This window comes from Mycobacterium sp. 1164985.4, assembly GCF_001668575.1.
Lineage (GTDB): Bacteria > Actinomycetota > Actinomycetes > Mycobacteriales > Mycobacteriaceae > Mycobacterium.
Genome location: NZ_LZMD01000012.1, coordinates 26340 through 52087, shown reverse-complemented (window position 1 = coordinate 52087; position 25748 = coordinate 26340). Strand labels below are relative to the sequence as shown.

The following is a 25748-nucleotide window of genomic DNA, read 5'->3' as shown; positions in this document are numbered from 1 at the left end:
GCTGATCCTCAGTAGCGGACCGGGTCGTCGACGAGGGCGGTCCGCAGCGCACGGACCTGGCTGGCGAAAAAGCGTTGTGAAACAGAGGTATTGGTAGCGATCAGATCGAAGGCGTGGAATGCGCCGTCTGCGATCTCCTCATGGACGGCCACACCGTGCTCCCGGAGCCGGCGTGCGTAGTCGCGGCATTCGTCGTGAAAGAGGTCGAGGGTTCCGACGCCGATCCAGGCCGGAGGCAACCCGGACAGATCGGTGCGGCGGGCCGGGACGGCTGCGTCAGGGTCGGCGCCTGCCAGGTACCACCGCCACGCGATCCGGTTGTCGCGAGCGGTCCACATCACCCGCCGGCGTGATTCTGCGGGCGTCCGGTCGTCGAGCATCGGATAGACCAGCATCTGTAGGGCGAGATCGACATCACCGCGGTCGTGGGCGAGGTGCGCCGCCGCGGCGGCGAACCCGCCGCCGGCGCTGGCGCCGCCCACCGCGACTCGTGTCGGATCCACCCATGACTGCCGCGTCAGCCACTGCAGTGCGGCGTAGCAGTCCTCGAGCGGTGCCGGGTACGGATGTTCCGGCGCGAGGCGGTGATCCACCGCGACGACCGCGACGTCGGTGAAGTTGACCAGCTTCCGGCAGAACCGATCCTCCTGCGCCGCAATGCCCATCACGGTGCCGCCGCCGTGAATCCACAGTAGCGCCGGCCCGGGCGCGTCGGTGTGGGACGGGCGGTGCACCCTCACGGTGACGTCAGTGTTGACACGGGCCACTTCGACTCCCCGCACACGACCGGTCCGTCCCACGATACTCATCAATGCACGCGGTAGCGACAAACCGCGGTGCAGCGCATAGCCTTTCGGTAGAACGCGCGACAGCCGCCGGAGTTCGGGGTCGACCCGCGCGTAATCGATGTCACCCACCGACCGCCACCGTTGACGGAACGGCCGGCGCCGCGATCTTTCGCCCGGCACGGAGGAAGCTGCCCGTCCGGACATTGCCGACCAGGTCCGTCGGGACCCCGTCCCGAACGACCGTGCGGCCACCGACGAGGACCGCGGCCACCGCGTCGTCGTTGCGGTTGACCATGCGGCTCAGGCCGAACTGTTCGACGGGCTGTTCTGCGTAGGCATCGAGCGCTTCGTCCAGGCGCGTCGGATCGATCACGGCGACGTCGGCGCGATCACCGACGCGTAGGTGGCCCGCATCCAGCGAATACCAGTCAGCCAGTTCGCCTGTCAACCGATGAACGGCGTGCTCGACGGTCATGAACGGTGCACCGGCTTCTGCGCTTTGCCGTACGTGGCGCAACAACCGCAGCCCGCTGTTGTAGAAGGCCATGTTGCGCAGGTGGGCTCCGGCATCGGAGAAACCGACCTGCACCCCGGGGTTGAGCGCGAGTTTTTTCAAGACCTTGGGCCGGTGGTTCGAGATGACGGTGCGCCAGCGCAGTCCGCGGCCGTGCTCGAAGCTCATCGGAACTCCACTCCACATCGCTTCCGGTCGGGGTCGCGACGATTACAATACACTTGCGCCTTAATGTATGGTCACGAAATGACCGAGCCCAGGGCCGTCGAATACGATCTGCCGCACCTGCGGATGAGCGCGCTCAGCTGGGGGCCCGACGATGGCCGATTGGCCATCTGCCTGCATGGATTCCCTGACAGCGCGCACAACTGGCGACAGCTCGCGTCGATTCTGGCAGCCAACGGATTTCACGTGATCGCACCGTTCACGCGCGGCTATGGCCCGACTGGGCCGGCTCCCGACGGTGACTACACCATCGGTGCCCTGATGAGCGATGTGGTCGACCTGTACGCACAACTGGGTCGGCCATCCGATGCCGTGCTGATCGGCCACGACTGGGGCGCGTTCACAGCCAGTGCGCTTGCGGCGTATCCCGGCTCTCCATTCAGCGCACATATCGCGATGGCGGTTCCTCCCCTTGCCGCGATCGACAACTCGAGGCGCGGACTGGGTCAGCACCTGCGAATGTCGGCGATCCAATTGCGCAGAAGTTGGTACGTACTGTTCTTCCAGCTGCCCGCCGCACCGGAGCGAGTGCTGCACCGCGTGATACCCCGGCTCTGGAAGGACTGGTCCCCACGCGGAGCGCACGTTCGCGACGGCGTCGCCGAGACGATGGAAGCTCTGCCTTCGCTCGCGCACCGTCGGGCGGCGGTGGCGTACTACCGCGCCGCAGCGCGATTCACCCGCCCCGCATCGCAATACGCGGGTCTGCACCGCTTCCGGTTCAAGTTGCCCACCCATCCGATCCTCGTGTTGCAGGGCGAAGAGGACGGCGCGATCCAATTGGGCTATCTCGACGGCGCGATCGACGCACTGCCGCCGGGCAGCCGGGTCCGCACCATTCCCGATGCCGGGCATTTCCTCCAGATCGATCAGCCCGAAGCGGTCGGCACGGCCATCCTCGAGTACCTACGGGCCGGCTGAGTTCAGCGCGCCGCGTCCGCGCGCCGCAATTCGTAGTCCGCCGGATTGCAGCGGTTGGTCCATCGCCAGTAGTCGAAGATGCGGAAGCCGTACAGCGTGGGCAACCCTCCCGAAGAGTTCTTGTAATAGCTGCTGGACACCGCGGGATGGCTGTACACCATCTGCCGTAGGCGTTCCTGGTTGCGCCGGTTGTAGTCGTCGCACACGTCGGCCCGCGGCATCGCCCAGTCGTAACCACCCGCCAGCACCATGTCGATGCACGCCATGATGTAGCGCATCTGGCACTCGGAGTTGTAGATGATGCTGGCGCCGTTGACCGCGTTGGTGCCCGGACCGTACAGGCAGAAGAAATTCGGAAATCCCGGCACCGTGATGCCAAGGTAGGCGTAGGCCGAATCGCCCCAGGCGGTGTTGAGCTCGACGCCGTTCACACCCCTGACGTTGATCGGGCCCAGTTGGTGGTTGACATCGAACCCCGTGGCCCACACCAGCACATCGGCTGGGCGATGCACCCCGTCGACGGTGGTGACACCGTCGGGGGTGATCTCGGCGATGCGCTCGGCGATCAACTCGACATCGTCGCGCTGCAAGGTCGTCAGCCAGGTTCCGTTGTCCTGCAACGTCCGCTTACCCATCGGCGGATAGTTCGGCGTGACCTTCGCCAGCAGTTCTTCGTCGGTACAGAACACGCGCATCCAGGCGATGAACATCTCGCGGATGGCGTGGTTCGACGCGTTGCACGACAGTCCGCCGTTGTCCCAGTCGGGATCGATCTTCACTTGTTCGTCGAGTGCGTCGGCGATCGGCCACCACGACACGAACCGCAACCACCGTGCGTAATAAGGAAGGTGACGCATGGCCCACCTCGCGCCGTCGGGAACGGCGTCGTGGTACATCGGATTGGGCGCCATCCACTGCGGGGTGCGCTGGTAGACATCGACCTGCAACGCCGAGTCCGCGATGGCAGGCACCAATTGGAATCCACTGGCCCCCGCGCCGATGACGGCAACGCGTTTACCCGTCAGATCGACATCGTCGCGCCAGTCCGCGGTGTGGAAAGCCGCCCCACTGAAACCGTTGGCGCCCTTGATGTCCGGAGTCACCGGGTTGCTGAACTGGCCCACGGCGCAGATCACGGCGCGCGAGGACAACTCTTCGACGCGGCCGTCGGCCCGCCGGATCGTCACCCGCCAGAGCGCCGACGCCTCGTCCCACACCGCACCGGTCACCTCGGTGTCGAAACGCACGTGCGGGACGATGTCGTACTTGGTCGCGACGTCCTGGAGGTACCGCAGGATCTCGGGCTGCTCGGCGTAGTAATGGCGCCAGTAATCGGTCGGTTCGAACGAGTACGTGTAGTACTGACTGGCGATGTCGACGCGACATCCCGGATAACGGTTGGCCAGCCAGGTGCCGCCGACAGCGGACCGCTTCTCCACGATCGTGAACGGCACACCCGCCGCCTTGAGCTTGACCCCGGCCAGCAGCCCGGCCTCGCCGCAGCCGATGACGACGACGGGAAAGTCTTGGCGCTGCTGCGCTGACGACGCCAGTGGTGGGCCGGACTGGTCGGCGTCGGTGAACCGCAGATCCGCGGCGACATAGTCGACGAACTCCTCGGTCACCGTTCCCGCCGAGATCACGTCGAGCATCGACCGCATCTGTTCGGCGTTCGGCACGAACGGCGGCGGACAGCCACGATCACGGTAGTCGCGAACCACCGCGACTGCGCGATCGCGCACCTTCTGCTTGTCCGGTTCGCTCATGGCGCCCTGCAGGTCCATCGCGATGAGCGCGTACGGCCTGGGCAGCTCGTCGAGCAGGCCCATGTCGCCGGTCATGTGCACCATCGACATCAACAGCGCCGGCACACTCGCCTCGGCGACGGCGGTGCGAATGACGTCATTTGAATCGTCGAACGGCAGACCGAGCAGCGCGTCGCCCTCGCCGATGATCGATGGACTTTCTACCGCCGACTGGCGCATTCGCTAATCATACACAACGCATGGAGCGTATGGTCTAAATCGCGATCACCTCGACCGGCAGGAATCAGTCGTATGACGAACCTCAAGATTCGGCGCATCCGATTCGATCTCACGGGTGACGATGTGCCGTTCAACTGGAATCCGCAGCGACCGGCGTTCGCGATGCAGTGCAACCTGATCACCTTCTTCGCGCCGGGATTCGAGAAGTTCATCGTCGACGCGACCCGCGAGGCCATTCCCTTGATGCGCGATCCGCGACACATCGAGGAAGCCAACGCCTACCTGCGGCAGGAGGCGCAGCATTCGGCGGCGCACATGAGCCACTTCCGGGCGCTGGTTCGGCGCTGGCCGGGGTTGCAGGAGACGATGGACGAGGTGATCGCCTCTTATGACCGGCTCACCGCGACAAAGCCTTTGGCGTGGCGGCTCGCCTACACCGCGGTCATCGAGAACACCTTCACGCCCTACTTCAAGGTCTTCCTCGACCACGAGGACAAGCTCTTCTGGCCCGGCGACGAACGCGTGGCGTCGCTGTTCCTCTGGCACTTCGTCGAAGAGATCGAACATCGCAGCTCCGCGTTGATGGTCTACGACGCCGTGCACGGCGACTTTCTCTACCGCGCCAGGACCATCGGCGCCGTCATCAAGCACATGGGTGAGATCCTGTCCATCGTCTCGAGTGGGTTCCAACAGCACGTGCCCGCAGCGGACGGTGGCCAGTACGGCCGGTTGCTGCCAGATGGGTTGACACCGCGGGCGATGCTGGCCGCGGCACGAGCCGCCCGGCAGCTGACCGGCCCCGGGCAGGGCACCTATTCCGGCGTGCCCAGGCGGGAGATGATAGCGATGCTCACCGGCCTTGTCCGTTCGCAGGGGCCGCACCACGATCCGGCATACGAGAACCTCCCACCCTTCGCGGGACGGTGGCGCAAACGGTACGACGAGGAGCCGAAGAGCGCTGCGCGATGGTATTCCGTCGGCGCGGGCTCGAAGTGAGGGCGGGTGGGGGCGCCGCCGCCGATATGATCGCCGGCATGCGGGCCGAGGAAATGGGCGAATAGTGGCACGGCGCCACGGCTGGTCGGGCAACACCCCGACCTCGGACGAGGAGGCGATCAACCGCATCCTCGACGCCGCCGACGACATCATCGCCGAGCGTGGCTCAGCGATGCGGATCGCCGACGTCGCACGGTCGTTGGGCGTCACCCGGCAAACGGTGTACCGCTATTTCCCCGGCACCGAAGCGCTACTGCTCGCGACGGTCATGCGCTCCGGCGACGGTTTCCTCGAGCAGCTGGCGAACCATGTCGCCGGCGAAACCGACGCCGTCACGGCGGTCGTCGAAGGCTTGGCCTTCGCGATCGAGCATCTTTCGAACGACGACCGGATGATCTACATCCTGAGCAAGCGGTCCAGGGGTGAGCTCGCACCCTCGCTGGCCTCCGACACCGCGCTCGCCTTCAGCCGATCCATGCTCCACCGCTACGAGGTAGACTGGGAGGCAAACGGTTTCGACGAAGAGGCCCTCAGCGGGCTGTCCGAATTCCTCCTGCGGATCCTGTACTCATATCTGGTCGACAGCACCCGAACTCACCGCAACGGCGCGGAGTTGCGCACCTTCCTGGCACGCTGGGTGGGGCCAGCCGTTATCTACCCCCGATTCGCGGTGGCCATGGAGTCGGTGAGCAAGGTCGCCCTCCCACGGCGCTCCCGGAGCCGTCCGGCGTCGTAGCCTTCAGCGATATTCCCTGTAAGTCGAAGCCGCAGTGGAACATCCAGGCGGGTGCCGGCAGCCGCCCAACCGATCAGGTGGTGGCGTCGAAGGTGATGACTTCACCGCGATTGATGGACACCCAGTCGCGAGCCTCCAGGTAGGGGCGGAAGGTGTCGATGATCAGCTTCTCGTCGTCGGAGGTCTTGGGCCGCTGAAGTTCGTACAGGTGGGGAAACTCCGTCCAGGTGACGACGGCGTCCCATAGCCGCAGCGCCGCGTCGCCGGTGGGCGGGTCGACGAGCACCGGGCCGAAGAGGCACTGGCCGTCGGGAAAGAACATCGTCGGCACGCCGTATCCCCCGGCATCGACCACACGCTGGTGATCGGCCATCACCTCGTCCCCGGTGGTCGGGTCCGTGATCGCCTGGTCGACCAGGTGCGGATCGAAACCGAGTTCGGCGATCAGGTGGCGCGCGACCGCCTTCTCGTGGGGCTTGTGCCCGTCGACATGCAACGCCCGCCCCGCCCGGGCGTACCACGCGTCGATGTCCGCCATCGATCGTCGCCGCAACAGCGCACCAATGCGCATCATCGACCAGCCGTAGGACCACTCCCGTTCCCACGGGTGCTTTTTGCCCTCCTGACGGTTGACTTCTTCGAGGCTGAAGAACCGCCAGTTCACCTCGAGGCCCGTCAGGTCCCGGACCTCGCGAATCCACAGCGACGTCTGATACGCGTAGGGACACATCACGTCGAAATGAAAATCGACGAAGGCCGGGCGACTCGTCACATGTGAACCCTAGGCCGCGGCGGCGAGCATCTCAACGACGCTGATCGGCCAACGAACGTCGTGTGACGTGCGACGATCGTAAACCGCTTGCTCAGTTCGATTCCGCAGGTTCGAGCGTCCGAAAGGTTGTCGATGGAGCCCGTCATCATCGAATGCGCGATCAACGGCGTGACGCCGAAGGCCACCAATCCGCACGTTCCCGTCATACCTCCCGAGATCGCCGCCGACGCCCTCGCCTGCATACAGGCCGGCGCCGCGATCGTGCACAACCACATCGATCTGCCCGGTGTCAGCGTGGAGCGCGCTGTCGAGCGGTACCTCGAAGGGTGGCGCCCGATTCTCGACGCCCGGCCCGACGCCTTGCTCTATCCGACGATTCATCTGGACGCCGACGGCGCATGCTCCTACGAGCATCTGGTCGCACTGGCCGCAGCAGGGATGCGTATCGGGATCACCGACCCGGGCTCGGTGAACCTGGGCGGTAGGGACGCCGACGGCTTGCCGTCTGGCGACTTCGTGTACCGCAACTCCTTCGCGGTGATCGGCCGCGCATTCGACATCTGCCGCGACGGACGACTGGGCCCGAGTCTGGCGATCTACGAACCGGGCTTCCTGCGCGCGACCCTCGCATGGTGGCGCGCCGGCCGATTGCCCACCGGCGCGATGATCAAGCTGTACTTCTCCAACGAAAGGGGTTACCTCGGTGCGCCTTTCGGGCTGCCCCCGACCGAACGCGCGCTTGACAAATACCTCGAGCTGCTCGACGGATGCGATATCCCGTGGGCGGCTTCCCTCGTCGGCGGTGACCTGTGCACAGATCGGCTGGCCGAGCTGGCTCTCGAACGCGGCGGAAATCTTCACGTGGGGTTGGAGTTCTACGGCGGCGATCGCACACCGACCAACGTCGACCTGGTGTCCGAAGCCGTGGCGCTGTGCCGGCGGGTGGGCCGGCCGGTCGCCACGCCCGACCAGGCCGCGCGGATCCTGCGATTGCCACGAGGGCGCGGGGAGGAACAACCGTAGACCACACCGGTCGATGGTTGACCAAAGTGCCACGTGATGCGCTGGCGGGCAGATGGCTAAACAATGTCAGCATGCAGGTCGAGAACTGGAACCGGGTGATATGAACCTCCGAAACTGTCTGCTTCTGCCGGCCGTATGGCTCGCCGCGATGCTAACCTTCGCGCCGAGTGCACCCGCTGAACCACGGTCCACCATCCCCGATATCGACGCCGCCATCGCCAAGGCCGAAAGCCTCCTTGGGACAGACGAATTCGGCATCTACGGATGCGAAGCTCTGGTGGCCCACGCATTCGGCGTGTCGCAGGCCGAATTCGGTTGGGACGGCGCGTCCGAGACCATGTATCAAGCTCTTCTCGAACAAGGCAAGATCCACACCGACAGAAATCCCCCACGTGGGGCACTCGTCTTCAGTAAGGGATTCGTGGGGCCCCACATCGACATTTCCCGCGGGGACGGAACGTACATATCCGCCGGCGTCCAGGGCCTGTCACCGGGATACGGCGACGGGAGCAACATCCAGATCCTGCCCAGTCCCAGTGTGGGAGACGCCAACTACACCTACCGCGGTTGGAGCATGACGTTCCCGGAGTAGGTCTTTCCCACGGCTGCTGGGATACCGTCCGGAACAAAGCCAGAAGGGCCACGTCTTTGGACGTGGCCCTTCTGTCGTGGAGCTGCCGGGAATCGAACCCGGGTCCTACGGCGTTCCCTCAAGGCTTCTCCGTGCGCAGTTCGCTATGCCTCTACTCGGATCTCCTGATCACGCGAACAAGTCAGGATGACGATCCCAGTCGCTGTTTGGTGTCCCGATGAGTCCCGCGACCGAACTCACCGGTTTATCCCTCTAGCTGATGCCAGACACCGGGTCGAGGGCTCCCCCGGGCTGACAGACTAGCCGTCGCTTAGGCAGCGAGGGCGTAGTCGCGCTGACTGGAATCGGCGCTTAATTGGTTGCAACGACGCTTACGGTGGTCTCTTGCCTGCACCGGCACGCTTCCCTTGATTCGACGCTCGAAGTCGAAACCGTTCAGCCCCTTGTTGAGTTGTCCAACACCATGCCCGCCAACCTCCGGCGGGACATTCCATCCTACGCGACCTGCAGCACCTCACCACAATCATTTATTCCCTCACAGGCGCATCGCTGCAGGTCAGATCACATAGTTGAGGTGCTCGACGACGCGCCTGCCGATCCCTTCATCGCCGCTGTATCCGACGGCGTCGGCGTGCTGGGCCAACGAGGTCCGGCCCCCTGCCAGCCGGGCGAACAGCAGCGCGTCGAGCGTGATGGTGGTCGTCGGCTCGGCGCCGCCGAAGTCCTCGACGACGTGCGCGCGGCCCTCGACCGCGACGTTGATCGTCCTGCCAAGGGGCCCGGTCAACACGATCGAGACACGGGATCCGTCCGGCGCCCGGCCCAGTTTGCCCACCACGAAGCCCATGCTGGCCGCCATCTCGTCCAGCGCGAGTTCCGACGGCCGCCCCGCCCGGTCGCTCACCGGCTGCCCGAGTGCGTCGCGGATGTCGTGCTCGTGCATCCAGCAGTCGAAGATCCGCACCCGCATGAATCGGCCGTAGGTGTCCGGCCCCGCAGGTGTGAGGGTGACTTCGTTCCAGTCGCCCTCGGAAATCGCGGCCAGGGCTTCTCGCCGCTGTCCGGTGATCGAGCGGAACCTCTTCAGCAGGTCCTCGACCGGTAAGGCCCGCAGATGCCGGACCCACCGCTCGTTCATGACCCCGATGTCGTTGCGCACGTGCTTGAGCGTGGAGACGTCGATGTCGGCCTCCGGCGTGCCGATGCCCTGCAACATCGACTCCGTCCCGACCACATGCGCGACGACGTCGCGAACCGACCAGCCGGGTAGTGGCGACGGCGCCAGCCACTGGGCATCGGTCAGCCCGTCGACCACTTCCCCGATGCCGTCCCACTGCGCGAACAGTGCGTCGAGCACAGCCGCTTTGTCCAATCGAGTCACCGGGCGCGTCATCACCCGTGATGCTGCCACGCCGCCGTCCGTGAGCACCCTCATTTCTTCATTACCTGCTAACCCGCGGCGATCATCGCCACGGCGCCGAGTGCCAGCACCATTCCGAGCGCCTGCCATCGGGTGACCCGCTCGCGCAGCACCACTATCGCCAGCAGGACCGTCGCCGCCGGATACAACGACATCAGCACGCCCGCGAGCGACAGCAGCGCCGCCTGCAGCGCCATGAGCATCGCGATGTTCGCCCCGACGTCCAGGAACGCGGCCAGCACCGCCAATTTCAGCGGGTCTCCGGATGGCGGGCGCAGGTTTCTGCTCAGGCCCGCGATGAGGATCACCAGCGCCGTCGCCGACGCCCGTGCGAACACCAGTGGCCACAGCTTGGCGTCCACCGGCGCCTGGTCGATCAGCACGAAGTTGAGCCCGAACGCCACGCCCGAGCCGACCGTCAGCCACGCCACCTTCGGCGTGAACCGGTGCTCCTTGACGTCCTCGTCGGAGGCCTCGCGGCTGACCAGGACCACCGCGATCAGCGCCAGCACGACGCCCACGCCCGCGATCAGCCCGGGCCGCTCCCCCAACGCCAACCCGACCCCGACGGGGATGCCTGCCACCAGAATCGCGGTCAGCGGCGAGACCACCGAAATCGGTCCCGAGCCGAGCGCGGCGTAGAACCACCACACCCCGAACGCCTGCGAGACCCCGCACAGCACGCCCCACACGACTGCATCCCGGGACACGTCACCGCCGATCGGCACCGCCACCGCGGCAAGCACCACCATCGCGATCGGGTAGGAGACCAGCACGACGCGCAGCGCGGCGACGCGGCGGGAGGCCAGCCCTCCGACAAAATCGCTGATCCCGTACCCCAGCGCCGACGCCAGCGCCAGCGCGACTCCGATCAGGTCATGCCCTTGGCACGGCGACCCAACTCGCGGGTGATCTCACGCTGCGCGTCGCGGCGAGCCAGGTCCTGGCGCTTGTCGCGGGCCTCCTTACCGCGGGCCAAAGCCAGTTCCACCTTCACCTTGCCCTCGGTGAAGTACAGCGACAGCGGCACGAGTGTGAGGTTGCCGTCGCGGATCCGGCCGATCAGCTGATCGATCTGTCGGCGGTGCATCAGCAGTTTGCGGTTGCGCCGCGGCGCGTGGTTGGTCCAGGTGCCGTGGTGATACTCCGGGATGTGCACATTGCGCAGCCAGACCTCGCCGTCGTCGACGGTGGCGAACGCGTCGGCCAGCGACGCCTGTCCGTCCCGCAGGCTCTTGACCTCGGTGCCGACCAGCTGGATGCCCGCCTCGAACGTCTCCAGGATCGAATAGTTATGCCGCGCTTTACGATTGGTCGCGACAACCCTGTTGTTCCCGGAGCGTGACGGATCGGCTTTCTTGGCGCCCTTTTTGGCCACGGCTACCTTCGTATGTAGAGCCGCAGTGTGACGTACGCGGTGATGCCCGACATCGCCAGCCCGAGGAACAGCATCAGCGGTGCGCTGAAGTACAGCACGTCGGCGTAGTCGACCTTGGCGATCAAATTCGCTTGATAGAACTGGTTCAGCGCGTTCTCCAGGAACAGCGCCCGCACCACTATCAGCCCGACGATCGCGATGATCACACCGATCAACGCCGCCAGCATGGCCTCCACCAGGAACGGCAACTGGGTGTACCAGCGACTGGCCCCGACCAGTCGCATGATGCCGATCTCGGTGCGTCTGGTGTAGGCCGCGACTTGGACCATGTTGGCTATCAACAGAACCGCGCCGACCGCCTGAACCAGCGCCACCGCGAACGCTGCGTTACTGATTCCGTCGAGCACCGCGAACAGCCGGTCGATGAGCTCCTTCTGGTTGAGCACGTTGAGCACGCCGGGCTGGCCGACCATCGCCTGGTCGAAATCCTTGTGCTGTTCGGGGTTGTCGAGCTTGACGATGAACGACGCCGGGAACGCATCGCGCCCCGCTACGTCCTTGTACTGCGGGAACTTCTTGATCGCGTCGTCGTAGGCCTCGTCCCGGTTGAGGAAGCGCACCGAACGCACGTCGCCGCGGTCCTCGATCTGCTGGCGCAGCGCCTTGCACGGGTCGGCGTCACACGACGGGTCGTTGGCCGAGACATCGTTGGTCAAGAACACCTGGCTCTCGACGCGGTCGAGGTAGATGTTGCGGGACTGGTCGGCCAGCCGCACGACCAGCAGGCCGCCGCCGAAGAGCCCGATCGAGATCGCGGTCGTCAGGATCATCGCCACGGTCATGGTGACGTTGCGACGAAATCCAGTGAGGACCTCGTTGATGAGGAAGCCGAAGCGCACTAGCGATCCATTCCGTAGACGCCGCGCTGCTCGTCGCGAATCAGCCGGCCGAGTTCGAGTTCGACGACCCGCTGGCGCATTGAGTCGACGATGTGGTGGTCATGGGTGGCCATCAGCACCGTGGTACCGGTGCGGTTGATCCGCTCGAGCAGATCCATGATGTCCTTGCTGGTCTCGGGGTCCAGGTTGCCCGTTGGCTCGTCGGCAAGCAGCACCAGCGGGCGGTTAACGAAAGCCCGGGCGATCGCGACGCGCTGCTGTTCGCCACCGGACAGTTCGGCGGGCAGGCGGTTGGCCTTGCCAGAGAGCCCGACCATCTCCAGTACGTCGGGCACCACGCGGTTGATGGTGTCGGCGCGTTTGCCGATGACCTCGAGCGCAAACGCGACGTTCTCGAAGACGGTCTTCTGCTGCAGCAGCCGAAAGTCCTGGAACACGCAGCCGATCACCTGCCGCAGGCTGGGGATATGCCGGCCCGACAGCTTGTTGACATGGAACTTCGACACCTGGATGTCGCCGTGGGTCGGGGTCTCCTCGGCCAGCAGCAGCCGCATGAACGTCGACTTGCCCGAACCCGACGGCCCGATGAGGAAGACGAACTCACCCTTGTCGATCTTGACCGAGACATTGTCGAGCGCGGGCCGCGCAGACGACTTGTACTGCTTGGTCACATTGTTGAGGGTGATCATCACGGCACGCCAGTGTAGCGGGGGAACAGCGATGCCCTAGCTGACCGGACCCGGGGCCGGTGCCGGCGACGGCAGCAATTGCGGGAGCGGGGGGAACAGGGGCGGCTGCGTCGTCGGTGTCGTCTCCGGTCCGAGGGTCTCGGTGGTGGGCTGCCGCGGCCCGGGGCCGTCGGGGTCGATCACGGTCGTCGTCGGCGTCGGTGACGTGGTGACCGTGGTCCCCGTCGGGCTCGTCGTGGTCGTCGTGGTGGTGGTTGTGGTCGTGGTGGGTGGTTCCTTGGGCCGCCGCACGTTGGTGCGCGGCACCCATGTGTAGTTCGGGTCGGGTACGAAACCGGGCGGCACCACGGCCTCGGTGGGCGCCGCCGGCGGGGTGGGTGGCGGCTCGAAGGTCTGGTTCACCCAGAACAGCGCCACGAACGCGACCATCAGCACGACGGTCGACACCCGCATCCGGCCCAGACGGCCCCGGAACCAGTTCCTCACGGCTTCTGCTCCGGCGATGGTTGGGTCGGCTCGCCGCCCTCGGGGACGGCCGCCGGATGCGGGATCGCGGCGATCATCGGGTTGTGCTCGTCACCGGGTGACGAGATCCCGCCGCGCCGCAGCGCGCGGATGACCAGGACCCGGAGCCTGCGGCCGACCTCGAACTGCTTCCCGGGCAGGGTGCGCGCCACCATCCGCAGATTGACGGTGTCGAGCTCGATGCTCTCCACCCCCATCAATTGCGGCGCGTCGAGCAACAGATCACGCAGCGCCGGATCCTCGTACGCGCGTTCCGCGACGCTGTGCAGCAGGTCGTTGACCTCGTTCAGGTCGGCCGACGTCGGGACGGGGATGTCGATGACGGCGCGCGCCCAGTCCTTCGACAGGTTGACCGATTTGACGATCTGACCGTTGGGGATCGTCATCATCTCGCCCTCGCTAGAGCGCAGCTTGGTGACGCGCAACGTGACGTCCTCGACGGTGCCCTCGGCCGGCGCCGCGACACCCGTCACCGTCAACGACACCAGGTCGCCGAAGCCGTACTGCTTCTCGGTGATGATGAAGAATCCCGAGAGCAGATCCTGCACGAGCCGCTGCGCGCCGAAGCCCAGGGCGGCGCCCAGCACCGCGGCGGGCGCAACCAGCGATCCGATCGGGATGGCGAGGATGTCCGTCACCTCGACGATCACGATGACGAACAGCAGCGCGACCGAAACCCACGAGATCACCGACGCGACCGCCTGGCGGTGCTTCGTGGTCTCCGAGCGCACCAACTGGTCACTGCCCGCGTACTCGGCGTCGAGGCGGCGCACGACCTTCATTGCGCCCCAATTGATGAACCGCGCTGCCAGCACGCCGCCGATGAGCAGGAGCGCGATGCGCACCCCGCGGTCGAGGATCCACACTCCGATATTGCCGGCCCAGAAGCCAGTCCAGCGCTCGGCAAAGTCGAAGGCGAGTACGGTGCTGTTCATCTCGGTGCTAATCGTCTGATTGGCTCTTGCGCCAACGGATCCCGGCTTCCAGGAACCCGTCGATGTCCCCGTCCAGCACCGCGGCCGGGTTGCCGACCTCGAACTCGGTGCGCAGGTCCTTGACCATCTGGTAGGGGTGCAACACGTAGGACCGCATTTGGTTGCCCCACGAGCTGCCGCCGTCGCCCTTGAGGGCGTCCATCTCCGCGCGCTCTTCCAAGCGCTTGCGCTCCAACAGTTTTGCCTGCAGAACCCGCATCGCCGAAACCTTGTTCTGCAGCTGCGACTTCTCGTTCTGACACGTCACCACGATGCCCGTCGGGATGTGGGTAAGGCGGACCGCTGAGTCCGTCGTGTTCACCGACTGGCCACCCGGCCCGCTGGAGCGGTAGACATCAACGCGCACATCGCTTTCCGGGATGTCGATGTGGTCGGTGGTCTCGACCACCGGCAGCACCTCGACATCGGCGAACGACGTCTGCCTTCGGCTCTGGTTGTCGAAGGGGCTGATGCGCACCAGGCGGTGGGTGCCCTGCTCGACCGACAACGTGCCGTAGGCGAACGGCGCGTGCACGGCGAAGGTCGCGCTCTTGATGCCCGCCTCTTCGGCGTAGGAGATGTCGAAAACCTCGACGGGGTAGTCGTGCTGTTCGGCCCAGCGGATGTACATGCGCATCAACATCTCGGCCCAGTCCGCGGCGTCCACCCCGCCGGCGCCTGAACGGATGGTGACAACTGCCTCGCGCTCGTCGTACTCGCCGGACAGCAGGGTGCGGACCTCCATCGCCTCGATATCCTCGCGCAGCTTGCTCAGCTCCGCGTCGGCCTCAGCGAGTTCGTCGGCACTGCCCTCTTCAGCAGCCAGCTCGTACATCACCGGCAGGTCGTCGAGCCGCTGCCGCAGCTCCTCGACGCGCCGCAGCTCGCCCTGCGCGTGCGACAGCTCGCTGGTGACCTTCTGGGCGCGCGCCTGGTCGTCCCACAGGTTCGGGTCGGAGGCCTCGTGCTCGAGCTTCTCGATGCGACCGCGGAGGCCCTCGACGTCAAGCACCCGCTCCACCGTGGTCAGGGTGGAGTCAAGGGCGGCGAGGTCGGCTTGACGGTCAGGATCCACGGGAGTTCAGGTTACCCGGGTGCCGATCGAGGCCGGTTCTCACGACTGGCGGCAACGAATGCGGTAAGCGTTCTAGCATCGGAGTCGTAACCGGCCGGCCCCGACGCGACAGCCCCCTGCGCGAGGCCGGACAGCGACAGGAAACTCGACAAAAGGTATCCATGCGCCCCTACCACGTGGCGATCGTCGGCTCAGGGCCCTCGGGTTACTTCGCCGCCGCGTCGTTGCTCAAGTTCGCCGACTCTCGCGAAGACGCCGACGTGCGCGTCGACATGCTCGAGATGCTCCCGACCCCGTGGGGGCTGGTGCGCTCGGGTGTGGCCCCCGACCATCCGAAGATCAAGTCGATCAGCGCCCAGTTCGAGAAGACGGCGCTCGATCCGCGGTTCCGGTTCTTCGGCAACGTCGCCGTCGGCGAGCACGTGCATCCCGCCGAGTTGGCCGAACAGTACGACGCGGTGATCTACGCCGTCGGTGCTCAATCGGATAGGGCGCTGGGCATCCCGGGCGAAGACCTGCCCGGCAGCGTCGCCGCAGTCGATTTCGTCGGCTGGTACAACGCGCATCCGCATTTCGAGGAGATCGCGCCGGACATCTCCAGCGGCCGCGCCGTCGTGATCGGCAACGGCAACGTCGCGCTCGACGTCGCGCGGATCCTCGTCACCGACCCCGATGTGCTCGCTGCGACGGACATCGCCGACCACGCGTTGAAGTCGCTGCACGACCGCGGGGTCGAGGAGGTCCTCGTCGTCGGCAGGCGCGGTCCTTTGCAGGCGCCGTTCACCACCTTGGAGCTGCGCGAGCTCGGGCACCTCGAGGGCCTCGGCGACGTCGACATCGTCATCGATCCCGCCGACTTCGCCGACATCACCGACGACGACCTCGAAGCGGCGGGCAAGACCGTCCGCAACAACATCAGGGTGTTGCGCGGCTACGCCGAGCAGACACCCAAGAATGCCAAGCGGCGCATCGTCTTCCGGTTCCGCACCTCCCCGATCGAGATCAAGGGCGACGGCCGCGTCGAATCGATCGTGCTCGGACGCAACGAGCTGGTCGAGGAGAACGGCCGCATCGTCGCCAAGGACACCGGTGAACGCGAGGAGGTGCCCGCCCAGCTGGTGGTGCGCGCCGTCGGCTACCGCGGTGTGCCGACGCCCGGTCTGCCGTTCGACGAGCGCAGCGGCACGATCCCGCACTCCGGCGGCCGCGTCGAGGGCCGCCGCAACGAATACGTTGTCGGCTGGATCAAGCGGGGCCCGACCGGCGTCATCGGCAGCAACAAGAGCGACTCGCAGGAAACGGTCGACACGCTGATCGCCGATCTGTCCGGTGCGCAGTTGTCCGACTTCGACGAGAACCATTCGAGACGGTTGGCGGAATGGCTGGTCGAGCGTCAGCCGAAGGTCATCACCGACGACCACTGGCGGCTGATCGACGAGTACGAACGGTCAGCGGGCGAACCGCATGGACGGCCGCGGGTGAAGCTGACCAGCGTGGCCGAGATGTTGCGGATCGGGCACGGCTGATCAGGTGTACGGCTGCGGCGGCGGAGGCGGCGGCGCGGCGTCCGGCGGCAGGCCCTGCGGCGCGAAGCGCCAGTTGTCCGGGTTCTTCGGCGAGTAGACGACCGGGAACAGCTGGCCCATCGTCGGCCAGTCGTCGACGTCCACCTCGAGCCGCTGGTACACGACGTGCTCGTTGACCGTGGGGCCGTTGATGACGCCGGTGATCGTCACGTATTGCGGCCCGGTGACGTCAGTCGGCCGCGGGCTGACACCGGTGACCAGCAGCTGACCCGACGGCCAATCGGTGGGGGCGCCGCGGCGGCGCATCAGCATCGGCCGGGCCAGCAGCACCAGCGCACCGACCAGCAGCAGTATCACCGCGAATTCCCACATCCCGACATGGTAGGACGACAGGCATGGATTCCGAGGCGAGCGCGAGTGGGGCGGACGATCTGGCACTGGCGCTTACCCTGGCCGACGAATCGGACGCCAGGACGATGGCCCGCTTCGGCGCGGTGGACCTCGTCGTCGAGACCAAACCCGACCTGACCCCTGCCACGGATGCCGACCTCGAAGTCGAATCGATGATCCGGCTGCGACTCGAGCGGGAGCGCCCGAACGATTCGGTGTTCGGCGAGGAGTTCGGCGGGACGAAGGAATTCGTGGGCAGGCAGTGGGTTGTCGACCCGATCGACGGGACCAAGAACTTCGTCCGCGGGGTGCCGGTGTGGGCGACGCTGATCGCGTTGTTGCACGACGGGGTTCCGGTGCTCGGCGTGGTGAGCGCGCCCGCGCTGCAACGACGGTGGTGGGCGGTGGCCGGTCGGGGCGCGTTCGCGCGGGTGAGCGGACAATCGCAGCGACGGCTGAGCGTGTCGAAGGTCGACGACCTCGGCTCGGCGAGCCTGGCATTCTCCAGCCTCTCGGGCTGGGCCGACCGCGGCATCCGCGACCGGTTCGTCGCGCTGACCGACGCCGTGTGGCGGGTACGTGGCTACGGCGACTTCTACAACTACTGCCTCGTCGCCGAGGGCGCCGTCGACATCGCGATGGAGCCCGAGGTCTCAACGTGGGACCTCGCGCCACTCGACGTCCTGGTGCGTGAGGCCGGGGGCCGGTTCACCAACCTCGATGGCGAGGACGGGCCTCACGGTGGCAGCGCGGTCGCGACCAACGGCCTGCTACACGATGAGGTTCTGCGGCGGCTGCTGTGAGTTCGACAACAACTTACTTGTGAGTCAGTTCCGATACCTTACTCTGGAGTCAGTTCGACGAGTTCGGACGTTCCCAATCAAAGCGAGGCAGTCAAAATGAGCAAGAACCTGCCGTCGAAAAACGGATCCAAGCCCAAGCGAAGCGGCAAGGAAAGCGCCGTCGGCTTGAAGAAACACAAGCGCTCCGCGATCGATCTCGGGCTCGCGCTGGTCACCCCCCTGGTCGGTCAGGAGTTCCTGGATCGCTACCACCTGCGCGACCCGCTCAACCGCGGGTTGAAGTACGGCGTCAAGCAGGTCTTCTCCGTCGCGGGCGCAGCCAACCGACAGTTCAAGCGCGTCTCGGGTAATCAGAGCGGCCCGACCCGGCTGAAGAAGAGCGGATCGGACTACTTCGACCTCACCCCCGACGACGAACAGCAGATGATCGTCGAGACGATCGGCGAGTTCGCCGACGAAGTCATCCGGCCGGCGGCGCGGGAGGCCGACGAGGCCGCCGATTACCCCGTCGACCTCGTGGCCAAGGCGTCCGAACTCGGCATCACCGCGATCAACGTGCCCGAGGATTTCGAGGGCATCGCGGCGCACCGCGCTGCCGTCACCAATGTCCTGGTCGCCGAGGCACTCGCATACGGCGACATGGGCCTTGCGCTGCCGATCCTGGCTCCCGCGGGCGTCGCATCGGCGCTCACGCACTGGGGCAGCGCCGATCAGCAAGCGACCTATCTCAAGGAGTTCGCGGGCGAGAACGTCCCGCAGTCCTGCGTCGCGATCGCCGAACCGCGTCCGCTGTTCGATCCGACCGCATTGAAGACCACGGCCGTGCGGACGCCGAGCGGTTACCGCCTCGACGGCGTGAAGTCCTTGGTGCCGGCGGCCGCGAACGCCGAATTGTTCATCGTCGCGGCACAACTCACCGGCAAGCCCGCGCTGTTCATCGTCGAATCCTCGTCGAAGGGGCTCAGCGTCACGCCGGACCCGGGTATGGGCATCCGCGGGGCCGCGATCGGTCAGGTGTCGCTCGACGGGGTCACCGTGCCGCTGTCGGCGCGACTCGGCGAAGAGGAAGCGCCAGCGGTAGAGACAGACCGGATCTACTCCGAGGCGCTCGCGCTGTCTCGGCTCGGTTGGGCGGCGCTGGCCGTCGGAACCTCGCATGCGGTGCTCGACTACGTCGTGCCCTATGTCAAGGAGCGCCAAGCTTTCGGCGAACCGATCGCGCACCGCCAGGCGGTCGCTTTCATGTGCGCCAACATGGCGATCGAGTTCGACGGCCTGCGCCTGATCACCTGGCGCGGCGCGTCGCGCGCCGACCAGGGCCTGCCGTTCGCCCGCGAAGCCGCGTTGGCCAAGCGGCTGGGAACCGACAAGGGAATGCAGATCGGCCTGGACGGTGTTCAGCTTCTCGGCGGCCACGGTTACACCAAAGAGCACCCCGTTGAGCGCTGGTATCGCGATCTGCGTGCCATCGGCGTCGCCGAGGGCGTTGTAGTCATCTGAGTCTTACGAGCGAAAGTCGAACCATGGCAATCAATCTGGAGCTGCCGCGCAAACTCGAGGCGGTCATTGAGAAAGCGCACCAGGGAGCCGCCGAGATGCTGCGCCCCATATCCCGCAAGTGGGATCTGCGCGAGCACGAGTACCCGGTGGAGCTCGACACCCTCGCCACCCTCTTCGAGGGGATTCAGGGCGCCAAGACCGTCGCGTTCGCCGGCGCCGAGGCGTTCGCCGGTGGCGACGAGCCAAAGGACGTCAATCACAACGGCGCCAACATGTCGGCCGTGCTCAACGTGATGGAGATCAGCTGGGGCGACGTGGCTTTGATGCTTTCGGTGCCGCGCCAGGGGCTCGGCAACGCCGCGATCTCCAGCGTCGCCACCCCTGAACAGCTCGAGCGGCTGGGCAAGGATGTGTGGGCGGCGATGGCGATCACCGAACCGGGCTTCGGCTCCGATTCGGCGGCCGTGTCGACGACGGCGAAGCTCGACGGCGACGAGTATGTGATCAACGGCGAGAAGATCTTCGTCACCGCGGGCTCGCGGGCAACCCACATAGTGGTGTGGGCGACGCTGGACAAGTCGCTGGGCCGCGCCGCGATCAAGTCGTTCATCGTGCCGCGCGAACACCCCGGTGTGACGGTCGAACGGCTCGAGGACAAGCTCGGCATCAAGGCCTCCGACACCGCGGTCATCCGGTTCGACAACGTCCGGATCCCCAAGGAGAACCTGCTGGGCAGCCCGGAGATTCAGGTGGAGAAGGGTTTTGCCGGGGTCATGGAGACCTTCGACAACACCCGGCCCGTCGTCGCCGCGATGGCCGTCGGCATCGCCCGCGCCGCGCTGGAGGAGCTGCGCAAGCTGCTCACCGACGCCGGTGTCGACATCTCCTACGACAAGCCGTCGCATGCTCAAAGTGCACCGGCCGCGGAGTTCTTGCGGATGGAATCCGATTGGGAGGCGGCGTATCTGCTGACGGTGCGCTCGGCGTGGCAGGCCGACAACGACATTCCGAACTCGAAGGAAGCGTCGATGGGTAAGGCGAAGGCCGGCCGGGTGGCCAGTGATATCACCCTCAAAGCCGTCGAACTCGCGGGCACCGTCGGCTATTCAGAGGTCACGCTGCTGGAGAAGTGGGCGCGCGACAGCAAGATCCTCGACATCTTCGAAGGCACCCAACAGATTCAGCTGCTCGTGGTCGCGCGGCGCCTGCTCGGATTGTCGTCGGCCGAGTTGAAATAACTCCTACCACCGTCGCCGAGCAGACGTAAAACTGCCCATTTCGCAGCGATTTTGGGCAGTTTCGCGTCTGCTCGCGAAGAAATCAGAAGCCGTCGTGTACGACCACACGGGTGCGGCCGGTGACGCCGCCGCCGATGATCGTGCGCAGGGTGTGCGGAGCGTCCAATATCGTGACGTCCTTCGTGACGTCCGCTAGGTGCTTGGGCTTGAGCTCGCCTTCGAGCTGCTTCCAGATCTCGCGGCGCGGTCCGATGGCGAGCTGGACGGAGTCGATTCCAGCGAGCGTGACACCGCGCAGGATGAACGGCATCACCGTCGTCGGGAGGTCAGCGGACCGGGCCAGGCCCGAAATAGCCGCGACACCAGCGTAATTCAACGTGCTCAACGCATAGGCGAGAGTGTCGCCGCCGACGCTGTCGACGACCGCCGCCCATTTCGACTTGCCGAGCGGGCGAACCTTCTCCCCCTCCTCGGGCAGCCGTCCGATCACCTGATACGCGCCCAGACCCATCAGATAGTCGTGGGCCTCGGCCTTGCCCGACGAAGCGATCACCTCGTATCCGAGCCCTGCCAGCAGGTCGACGCTGATGCTGCCGACGCCTCCGGTCGCACCGGTGACCAGCACCGCCCCGTCCTGCGGACGAACGCCGTGCGCGCGAATCGCGTTGACGCTCATGGCCGCGGTGAATCCGGCGGTCCCGATCGCGGCGGCTTCGCCGGTCGTCAACCCGCCGAGCTTGACCACGTAGTCGGCCGGGAAACGGGCGGTGTCGGCGTATCCGCCGTGCCTGCCGGTGCCGATGTCGTAGCCGTGCGCGACGACCCGGTCACCCACCACGAAGTCCGATGACGACGACGCCGTGACGGTGCCGGCCACGTCGATCCCCGGGATGAGCGGATACGACTGGGCCACACCGCCTTTGGGCGTCACCGCCAGGGCATCCTTGTAGTTGACCCCCGAGTACTCGACAGAGATCGTGACCTCACCGTCGGGCAGGAAGGTGTCGTCGACGACTTCGTGCCGCAAAGAGATTTCTCCCCCGGAGTCCTGATGTGCGACCAAGGCGTTGACTGCGCTCATGACGCTCATTGTTCACCACAGACAAAAGTCCCCGGACGCGCGTTGCGCCCGGGGACTCTTGACGTGCTTTACGAACCGAGATGCGAGATCAGGTCAGGCTTCATCTCCTGCAACTGAGCGCCCCAGTACTCCCAGCTGTGCGTGCCGTACGGCGGGAAGTTGAACACACCGTTGTTGCCGCCCGCGGCGATGTAGTTGTCGCGGAACGCGATGTTCGTGCGGATCGTCAGGCCCTCGAGGAACTCGGCGGGCAGGTTCGCGCCACCCAGCTCGTTCGGCGTGCCGTTACCGCAGTACACCCACAACCGGGTGTTGTTCGCGACCAGGGCCGGGATCTGCAGCATCGGGTCGTTGCGCTTCCAGGCGCTGTTCGGATCCTCGGTCGGACCCCACATGTCGTTGGCCTTGAAGCCGCCCGCGTCACCCATCGCCATGTTGATCAGGAACGGCCACTGGCCCTCCGACGGGTTCAGGAATGCAGACAGCGCGCCGGCGTAGATGAACTGGTCCGGGTGGTAGACGGACAGGATCATCGCCGAGTTACCCGACATCGACAGGCCGACCGCGGCGTTGCCCGTGGTGGACACGCCCCTGTTGGCGGCGAGCCACTGCGGCAGCTCGCTGGTCAGGAACGTCTCCCACTTGTAGGTCTGGCATCCGGCCTTACCGCAGGCCGGCGCGTACCAGTCGGAGTAGAAGCTGGACTGGCCGCCCACGGGCAGGACCAGAGACAGCGGCGTCTCGTAGAACCATTCGAACGCCTGGGTCTCGAGGTCCCAGCCGTTGAAGTCGTCGCGAGCGCGCAGGCCATCGAGCAGGTACACCGCCTTGGAGCCGGTGCCCTTCTGGAACTGCACCTTGATGTCGCGCCCCATCGACGGCGACGGCACCATCAGGTACTCGACCGGCAGGCCGGGCCGGGAGAACGCCCCAGCGGAGGCTGACTGGCCGGCGAGGCTCACGAAACCCGGTAACAGGGCCGCCGCGATGGCCGCCACCGCGAAGCGCCGCGCCCAGGGGCCGCGAATTCTGTCAATCAAGCTCATTCTGCAAGTCCATCCATCTTCCGGTTGCCACTTAGGAGGCCGTTCCGTCTGCGATCGAGCGATCGCCATCGACACCGCAGCGGCTGCTGCGCTGTCATGCCCGCTCGACTGGACCCGGGGCCGTCGAACGGACCGAGAAATTTCAGTTGTCGCGTGTGCAGTAAAACATGATGATCAGCGCAGGAGAAACCCTGGGCGGTCCCGCGCGCCGCTTTCTGTGAGCAAATTGTTGCCCGCGGGAGGGTCGAAAACGCCCGTTGTCGTGCCTCAGCGGTCGCTGTGCGCACCCGTAGGCTTCCGCCTATGGCACCGGCCCGCACGCCGCGACTGTCTGTCGACGACTGGATCCAGGCCGGATACGAGATCCTCGCCGAGCGAGGCATCAAGGCACTCAAGCTGGACGCGCTGTGTGAGCGTGTCGGCGCCACCAAGGGCAGCTTCTACTGGCATTTCACCGACATGGCCGGGTACCGATCGGCGCTGGTCAGCGCATGGGGCGAGGTGCGCGACGACGACCGGCGGCACTTCGCGGCGCTGAGCGACCTGCCACCGCGCGAGCGGCTCTCTCGCATGATGAGCGCGCTGGTCGACGCCCGGCACCGGACGCTGGAACGGGCGATGCGGGAGTGGGCCCGCACCGACGAGGAGGTCGCCGCGGGTGTGCGCGCCTCGGACCGGCGAGTTCTCGAGGCCGTCCGGCAGGCGTTCCTCGAGGACGGGTTCGACCCCGAGGAGGCCGACCTGCGCGCCAACGCCACCTTCGCGGCCGGTATCGGCTTTCTGCACTTGTCCGGGTCGAAGGCGAGCGCGAGGGCCAGCGCGAAGGTAGTGGCGCGGCGAGAACGGTTCCTCGACATCATGCTCGCGCGCTAGTTCCGCACGCTGGGGCGCGCCGAGCGTGCACAAACTGCCGCATTTTGGCGGCGTGTCGTCTGCAGACACGCTCGCTCGGCGCAAAAGGGCGGACCCCAAGGGTTCCATACAAAAAAGTATGGTAGCGTCGCGGTCCATGACCGCCTCGGCTTTTCCGCTGGTCGACGCCGATTTCGTCGGCCGGCTCGCCGATCGGGCGACCGAGGCGGAGCGATTGCGCCAGTTGCCGCAGGCGACGGTCGACGAGCTACTGGCGTCGGGGGTGACCGACCTGCTGGTGCCCGCGCGGTACGGCGGCATGCAGGCGCCGCTTCCGGCGATCTTCGATCCGGTCCGGCGGATGGCTCACGGCTGCGCCTCCAGCGCGTGGACGATCGGCTTCTACATGCTGCACAACTGGATGCTGGCGTTGTTCGGCGAGCGCGCCCAGGACGAGGCGTTCGCGACCCGCCCGTTCCTCGCCCCAGCTCCCCTGGCGCCGACGGGTCGGGGCGTGACCACCGACGGTGGCGTACGGCTGAGCGGCCGGTGGTCGTGGGCCACCGGCGTGATGCACGGCAACTGGATCATGGTCGGCGCGCTCTGCGGCCCTGAAGACGATATGGCCGGCATATATCCCGCGCTCGCCCTGCTGCCGATCGAGGACGTCGTGATCGACGACGTCTGGCACACCGACGGCATGCGCGCCACCGGTTCGAACGACGTCGTGATCGACGACGTATTCGTCCCCGACCATCGGCTGGTCCGGGTCGTCGACATCTACACCGGCACCGCCCCCGGGTCGGCGCTGCACGACGCCGACACCTACCGCTGGCCGATGGTGCCGGCTCTCGCGCTCCTGGCCGCGATGCCGGCCCTGGGCAGCGCCGAACGTGTCGCCGAGATCTACGCCGAGCGGCTCGCGGGACGGGTGCTGGCTTACGAGGGCGTCATGCAGAAGGACAAGCCGATCGCGCAGGCCCGCCTCGGGGAGGCCGAAGTGCGGCTGCGGGCGCTGCGTGGCCTGCTGACCGACACCGTCGGCGAGATCGAGACGATCGTCGCCGCCGGCGACGCCGTGCCCAGACCGGTGCGCGGCGCGGCCCGGATGGCGGCAGCGCACATCGTCCACGAATCGCGGGCGGTGATCGGGCTGCTGCTCGAAGCCTCGGGCGCCAGCGCGCATTTCGTCGACAACCCGCTCCAACGGATCAAGCGCGACGTCGACGTCGTGGCCGGTCACGTCGTCTTCGACTACGACACCGGCCGCGAACTGGCCGGAGCGCTGAGGTTGGGTATGAAGGTGTCACGGACCGCGATGGTGTGACCGAAGGGATAACCATGGCCGAGGACTTGCGCGATCGAGTCACCAAGCTGTTCCAGAAAAACGTGGCCAACCGGGTGATGCGGCATCTGCCGTTCCAGACGTTGCTGGAGACGACGGGCCGCAAGACCGGCCAACCCCGGCGCACCCCGCTCGGCGGCCGCCGGGTGGGTAACGAGTTCTGGTTCGTCTCCGAATTCGGTGACAACTCGCAGTATGTCAAGAATATCCGGGCGAATCCCGCAGTACGGGTTCGACTGAACGGCAAGTGGCACAAGGGAATCGCACACGTCATCGCGGACGACGATCCGCATGAGCGGTTGCGCTCGCTGCCGCAGTTCAACAGTTTTGGGGTGCGGACCTTCGGCACGAATCTGCTGACCATCCGGGTCGACCTCGAGGATTGACTCGCACCTAAGGTAAAACTAAAGTCAGTTTTAGTTCTGGGCGTCGGGCCCGCCGTCACCGTCGATGGA

General features: G+C 66.2%; 26 protein-coding genes, 1 other RNA gene and 1 pseudogene. 12 read left to right on the top strand and 16 right to left on the bottom strand.

The window, feature by feature from the left end; translation table 11 throughout:
- Positions 1–8: 8 nt before the first annotated feature.
- Together A5650_RS01145 and A5650_RS01140 are read right to left on the bottom strand one after the other, a co-directional pair.
- Positions 9–917 carry an alpha/beta hydrolase gene (locus A5650_RS01145; protein WP_067285466.1) on the bottom strand — a complete coding sequence of 303 codons (909 nt, stop codon included), beginning with the start codon at positions 915–917 and terminating at the stop codon, positions 9–11.
- A pseudogene (locus A5650_RS01140) lies at positions 910–1461 on the bottom strand (hypothetical protein); the annotation flags it as partial. The gene A5650_RS01145 and the pseudogene A5650_RS01140, both read right to left, overlap by 8 nt.
- An 87-nt stretch (positions 1462–1548) precedes the next feature.
- On the opposite strand from A5650_RS01140, the gene A5650_RS01135 reads away from it, so the two are divergent.
- Entirely contained in the window at positions 1549–2448 is a 900-nt protein-coding gene (locus A5650_RS01135) for an alpha/beta fold hydrolase (RefSeq protein ID WP_067285524.1), read from the top strand.
- Positions 2449–2450: 2 nt separating this feature from the next.
- Here A5650_RS01135 and A5650_RS01130 read toward each other — a convergent pair whose 3' ends face one another.
- Positions 2451–4433, bottom strand: a complete 1983-nt coding sequence (locus A5650_RS01130; protein ID WP_067285462.1) for a flavin-containing monooxygenase — start codon at positions 4431–4433, stop codon at positions 2451–2453.
- 72 nt (positions 4434–4505) lie between these two features.
- Between A5650_RS01130 and A5650_RS01125 the strand changes: the two genes are divergently transcribed.
- Both A5650_RS01125 and A5650_RS01120 read left to right on the top strand, forming a co-directional pair.
- On the top strand, positions 4506–5429 hold the full coding sequence (locus tag A5650_RS01125; protein ID WP_067285460.1) for a metal-dependent hydrolase: 924 nt from the start codon (positions 4506–4508) through the stop codon (positions 5427–5429).
- Between the two features lie 64 nt (positions 5430–5493).
- On the top strand, positions 5494–6165 hold the full coding sequence (locus tag A5650_RS01120; RefSeq protein WP_067285458.1) for a TetR/AcrR family transcriptional regulator: 672 nt from the start codon (positions 5494–5496) through the stop codon (positions 6163–6165).
- A 73-nt stretch (positions 6166–6238) separates the two neighbouring features.
- On the opposite strand, the gene A5650_RS01115 is transcribed toward A5650_RS01120, so the two are convergent.
- Entirely contained in the window at positions 6239–6937 is a 699-nt protein-coding gene (locus tag A5650_RS01115; protein WP_067285456.1) for a mycothiol-dependent nitroreductase Rv2466c family protein, read from the bottom strand.
- 132 nt (positions 6938–7069) lie between these two features.
- On the opposite strand from A5650_RS01115, the gene A5650_RS01110 reads away from it, so the two are divergent.
- Positions 7070–7960 carry a beta-keto acid cleavage family enzyme gene (locus A5650_RS01110; RefSeq protein WP_067285455.1) on the top strand — a complete coding sequence of 297 codons (891 nt, stop codon included), beginning with the start codon at positions 7070–7072 and terminating at the stop codon, positions 7958–7960.
- Positions 7961–8108: 148 nt separating this feature from the next.
- Positions 8109–8552, top strand: a complete 444-nt coding sequence (locus A5650_RS01105) for a hypothetical protein (RefSeq protein WP_231992438.1) — start codon at positions 8109–8111, stop codon at positions 8550–8552.
- A 74-nt stretch (positions 8553–8626) separates the two neighbouring features.
- Here A5650_RS01105 and ssrA read toward each other — a convergent pair.
- From ssrA to prfB, 9 genes are all read right to left on the bottom strand, one after another.
- Positions 8627–8995, bottom strand: a transfer-messenger RNA (tmRNA) gene (gene ssrA / locus A5650_RS01100).
- Between the two features lie 113 nt (positions 8996–9108).
- Complete coding sequence (locus A5650_RS01095) at positions 9109–9987, bottom strand: maleylpyruvate isomerase family mycothiol-dependent enzyme (protein ID WP_502687030.1); 879 nt, start codon at positions 9985–9987, stop codon at positions 9109–9111.
- Positions 9988–10001: 14 nt separating this feature from the next.
- A complete protein-coding gene (locus A5650_RS01090; RefSeq protein ID WP_082950545.1) occupies positions 10002–10847 on the bottom strand; it encodes an EamA family transporter in 846 nt (281 codons plus the stop codon).
- Positions 10844–11350 (bottom strand): SsrA-binding protein SmpB, encoded by a 507-nt coding sequence (gene smpB / locus A5650_RS01085; RefSeq protein WP_067285451.1) that lies wholly within the window; start codon positions 11348–11350, stop codon positions 10844–10846. Before smpB ends, A5650_RS01090 begins: the two co-directional genes overlap by 4 nt.
- Before the next feature lie 2 nt (positions 11351–11352).
- Positions 11353–12249 carry a permease-like cell division protein FtsX gene (gene ftsX / locus A5650_RS01080; protein WP_067285449.1) on the bottom strand — a complete coding sequence of 299 codons (897 nt, stop codon included), beginning with the start codon at positions 12247–12249 and terminating at the stop codon, positions 11353–11355.
- Entirely contained in the window at positions 12249–12938 is a 690-nt protein-coding gene (gene ftsE / locus A5650_RS01075) for a cell division ATP-binding protein FtsE (RefSeq protein WP_067285447.1), read from the bottom strand. Before ftsE ends, ftsX begins: the two co-directional genes overlap by 1 nt.
- A 36-nt stretch (positions 12939–12974) precedes the next feature.
- Positions 12975–13424, bottom strand: a complete 450-nt coding sequence (locus tag A5650_RS01070) for an Rv3103c family proline-rich protein (RefSeq protein ID WP_067285445.1) — start codon at positions 13422–13424, stop codon at positions 12975–12977.
- Positions 13421–14398: a mechanosensitive ion channel family protein gene (locus A5650_RS01065; protein WP_067285443.1), complete on the bottom strand. Its 978-nt coding sequence runs from the start codon at positions 14396–14398 to the stop codon at positions 13421–13423. Before A5650_RS01065 ends, A5650_RS01070 begins: the two co-directional genes overlap by 4 nt.
- A gap of 7 nt (positions 14399–14405) precedes the next feature.
- Positions 14406–15512 (bottom strand): peptide chain release factor 2, encoded by a 1107-nt coding sequence (gene prfB / locus A5650_RS01060; protein ID WP_067285441.1) that lies wholly within the window; start codon positions 15510–15512, stop codon positions 14406–14408.
- A gap of 161 nt (positions 15513–15673) precedes the next feature.
- Between prfB and A5650_RS01055 the strand changes: the two genes are divergently transcribed.
- Positions 15674–17038 (top strand): FAD-dependent oxidoreductase, encoded by a 1365-nt coding sequence (locus A5650_RS01055; RefSeq protein WP_067285439.1) that lies wholly within the window; start codon positions 15674–15676, stop codon positions 17036–17038.
- Here the strand turns inward: A5650_RS01055 and A5650_RS01050 are convergent, their stop codons facing one another.
- A complete protein-coding gene (locus tag A5650_RS01050) occupies positions 17039–17410 on the bottom strand; it encodes a hypothetical protein (protein ID WP_067285437.1) in 372 nt (123 codons plus the stop codon). It lies immediately after the preceding gene.
- A gap of 23 nt (positions 17411–17433) precedes the next feature.
- Between A5650_RS01050 and hisN the strand changes: the two genes are divergently transcribed.
- From hisN to A5650_RS01035, 3 genes are all read left to right on the top strand, one after another.
- Entirely contained in the window at positions 17434–18231 is a 798-nt protein-coding gene (gene hisN / locus A5650_RS01045) for a histidinol-phosphatase (protein ID WP_067285435.1), read from the top strand.
- Positions 18232–18327: 96 nt separating this feature from the next.
- Positions 18328–19731, top strand: a complete 1404-nt coding sequence (locus A5650_RS01040) for an acyl-CoA dehydrogenase family protein (RefSeq protein WP_067285433.1) — start codon at positions 18328–18330, stop codon at positions 19729–19731.
- Positions 19732–19754: 23 nt separating this feature from the next.
- Positions 19755–20969 carry an acyl-CoA dehydrogenase family protein gene (locus tag A5650_RS01035; protein ID WP_067285431.1) on the top strand — a complete coding sequence of 405 codons (1215 nt, stop codon included), beginning with the start codon at positions 19755–19757 and terminating at the stop codon, positions 20967–20969.
- Positions 20970–21051: 82 nt separating this feature from the next.
- Here A5650_RS01035 and A5650_RS01030 read toward each other — a convergent pair whose 3' ends face one another.
- Both A5650_RS01030 and A5650_RS01025 read right to left on the bottom strand, forming a co-directional pair.
- Complete coding sequence (locus A5650_RS01030; protein WP_067285428.1) at positions 21052–22050, bottom strand: acrylyl-CoA reductase family protein; 999 nt, start codon at positions 22048–22050, stop codon at positions 21052–21054.
- A 68-nt stretch (positions 22051–22118) separates the two neighbouring features.
- Complete coding sequence (locus A5650_RS01025) at positions 22119–23096, bottom strand: esterase family protein (protein ID WP_067285426.1); 978 nt, start codon at positions 23094–23096, stop codon at positions 22119–22121.
- A 303-nt stretch (positions 23097–23399) separates the two neighbouring features.
- Here A5650_RS01025 and A5650_RS01020 point away from each other — a divergent pair, with 303 nt between their 5' ends.
- The 3 genes from A5650_RS01020 to A5650_RS01010 all read left to right on the top strand — a co-directional run bounded on the left by A5650_RS01020 (position 23400) and on the right by A5650_RS01010 (position 25679).
- Entirely contained in the window at positions 23400–23969 is a 570-nt protein-coding gene (locus A5650_RS01020; protein ID WP_067285425.1) for a TetR/AcrR family transcriptional regulator, read from the top strand.
- Between the two features lie 136 nt (positions 23970–24105).
- Positions 24106–25275, top strand: coding sequence for an acyl-CoA dehydrogenase family protein (locus A5650_RS01015; RefSeq protein WP_067285423.1), 1170 nt, complete (start codon positions 24106–24108; stop codon positions 25273–25275).
- A gap of 14 nt (positions 25276–25289) precedes the next feature.
- The gene (locus A5650_RS01010) at positions 25290–25679 is read left to right on the top strand and encodes a nitroreductase/quinone reductase family protein (RefSeq protein ID WP_067285421.1); all 390 of its coding nucleotides are present in this window, start codon (positions 25290–25292) and stop codon (positions 25677–25679) included.
- The last annotated feature ends 69 nt before the right edge of the window (positions 25680–25748 follow it).

Bases quoted from the DNA above. Each gene is read 5' to 3' on its own strand.
- A5650_RS01135 (WP_067285524.1), top strand. From the start codon at position 1,549: ATGACCGAGCCCAGGGCCGTCGAATACGATCTGCCGCACCTGCGGATG.
- A5650_RS01130 (WP_067285462.1), bottom strand. From the start codon at position 4,433: ATGCGCCAGTCGGCGGTAGAAAGTCCATCGATCATCGGCGAGGGCGAC.
- A5650_RS01125 (WP_067285460.1), top strand. From the start codon at position 4,506: ATGACGAACCTCAAGATTCGGCGCATCCGATTCGATCTCACGGGTGAC.
- A5650_RS01110 (WP_067285455.1), top strand. From the start codon at position 7,070: ATGGAGCCCGTCATCATCGAATGCGCGATCAACGGCGTGACGCCGAAG.
- A5650_RS01105 (WP_231992438.1), top strand. From the start codon at position 8,109: ATGCTAACCTTCGCGCCGAGTGCACCCGCTGAACCACGGTCCACCATC.
- A5650_RS01095 (WP_502687030.1), bottom strand. From the start codon at position 9,987: ATGAGGGTGCTCACGGACGGCGGCGTGGCAGCATCACGGGTGATGACG.
- ftsE (WP_067285447.1), bottom strand. From the start codon at position 12,938: ATGATCACCCTCAACAATGTGACCAAGCAGTACAAGTCGTCTGCGCGG.
- A5650_RS01065 (WP_067285443.1), bottom strand. From the start codon at position 14,398: ATGAACAGCACCGTACTCGCCTTCGACTTTGCCGAGCGCTGGACTGGC.
- A5650_RS01055 (WP_067285439.1), top strand. From the start codon at position 15,674: ATGCGCCCCTACCACGTGGCGATCGTCGGCTCAGGGCCCTCGGGTTAC.
- A5650_RS01050 (WP_067285437.1), bottom strand. From the start codon at position 17,410: ATGTGGGAATTCGCGGTGATACTGCTGCTGGTCGGTGCGCTGGTGCTG.
- hisN (WP_067285435.1), top strand. From the start codon at position 17,434: ATGGATTCCGAGGCGAGCGCGAGTGGGGCGGACGATCTGGCACTGGCG.
- A5650_RS01040 (WP_067285433.1), top strand. From the start codon at position 18,328: ATGAGCAAGAACCTGCCGTCGAAAAACGGATCCAAGCCCAAGCGAAGC.
- A5650_RS01035 (WP_067285431.1), top strand. From the start codon at position 19,755: ATGGCAATCAATCTGGAGCTGCCGCGCAAACTCGAGGCGGTCATTGAG.
- A5650_RS01030 (WP_067285428.1), bottom strand. From the start codon at position 22,050: ATGAGCGCAGTCAACGCCTTGGTCGCACATCAGGACTCCGGGGGAGAA.
- A5650_RS01025 (WP_067285426.1), bottom strand. From the start codon at position 23,096: ATGAGCTTGATTGACAGAATTCGCGGCCCCTGGGCGCGGCGCTTCGCG.
- A5650_RS01020 (WP_067285425.1), top strand. From the start codon at position 23,400: ATGGCACCGGCCCGCACGCCGCGACTGTCTGTCGACGACTGGATCCAG.
- A5650_RS01015 (WP_067285423.1), top strand. From the start codon at position 24,106: ATGACCGCCTCGGCTTTTCCGCTGGTCGACGCCGATTTCGTCGGCCGG.
- A5650_RS01010 (WP_067285421.1), top strand. From the start codon at position 25,290: ATGGCCGAGGACTTGCGCGATCGAGTCACCAAGCTGTTCCAGAAAAAC.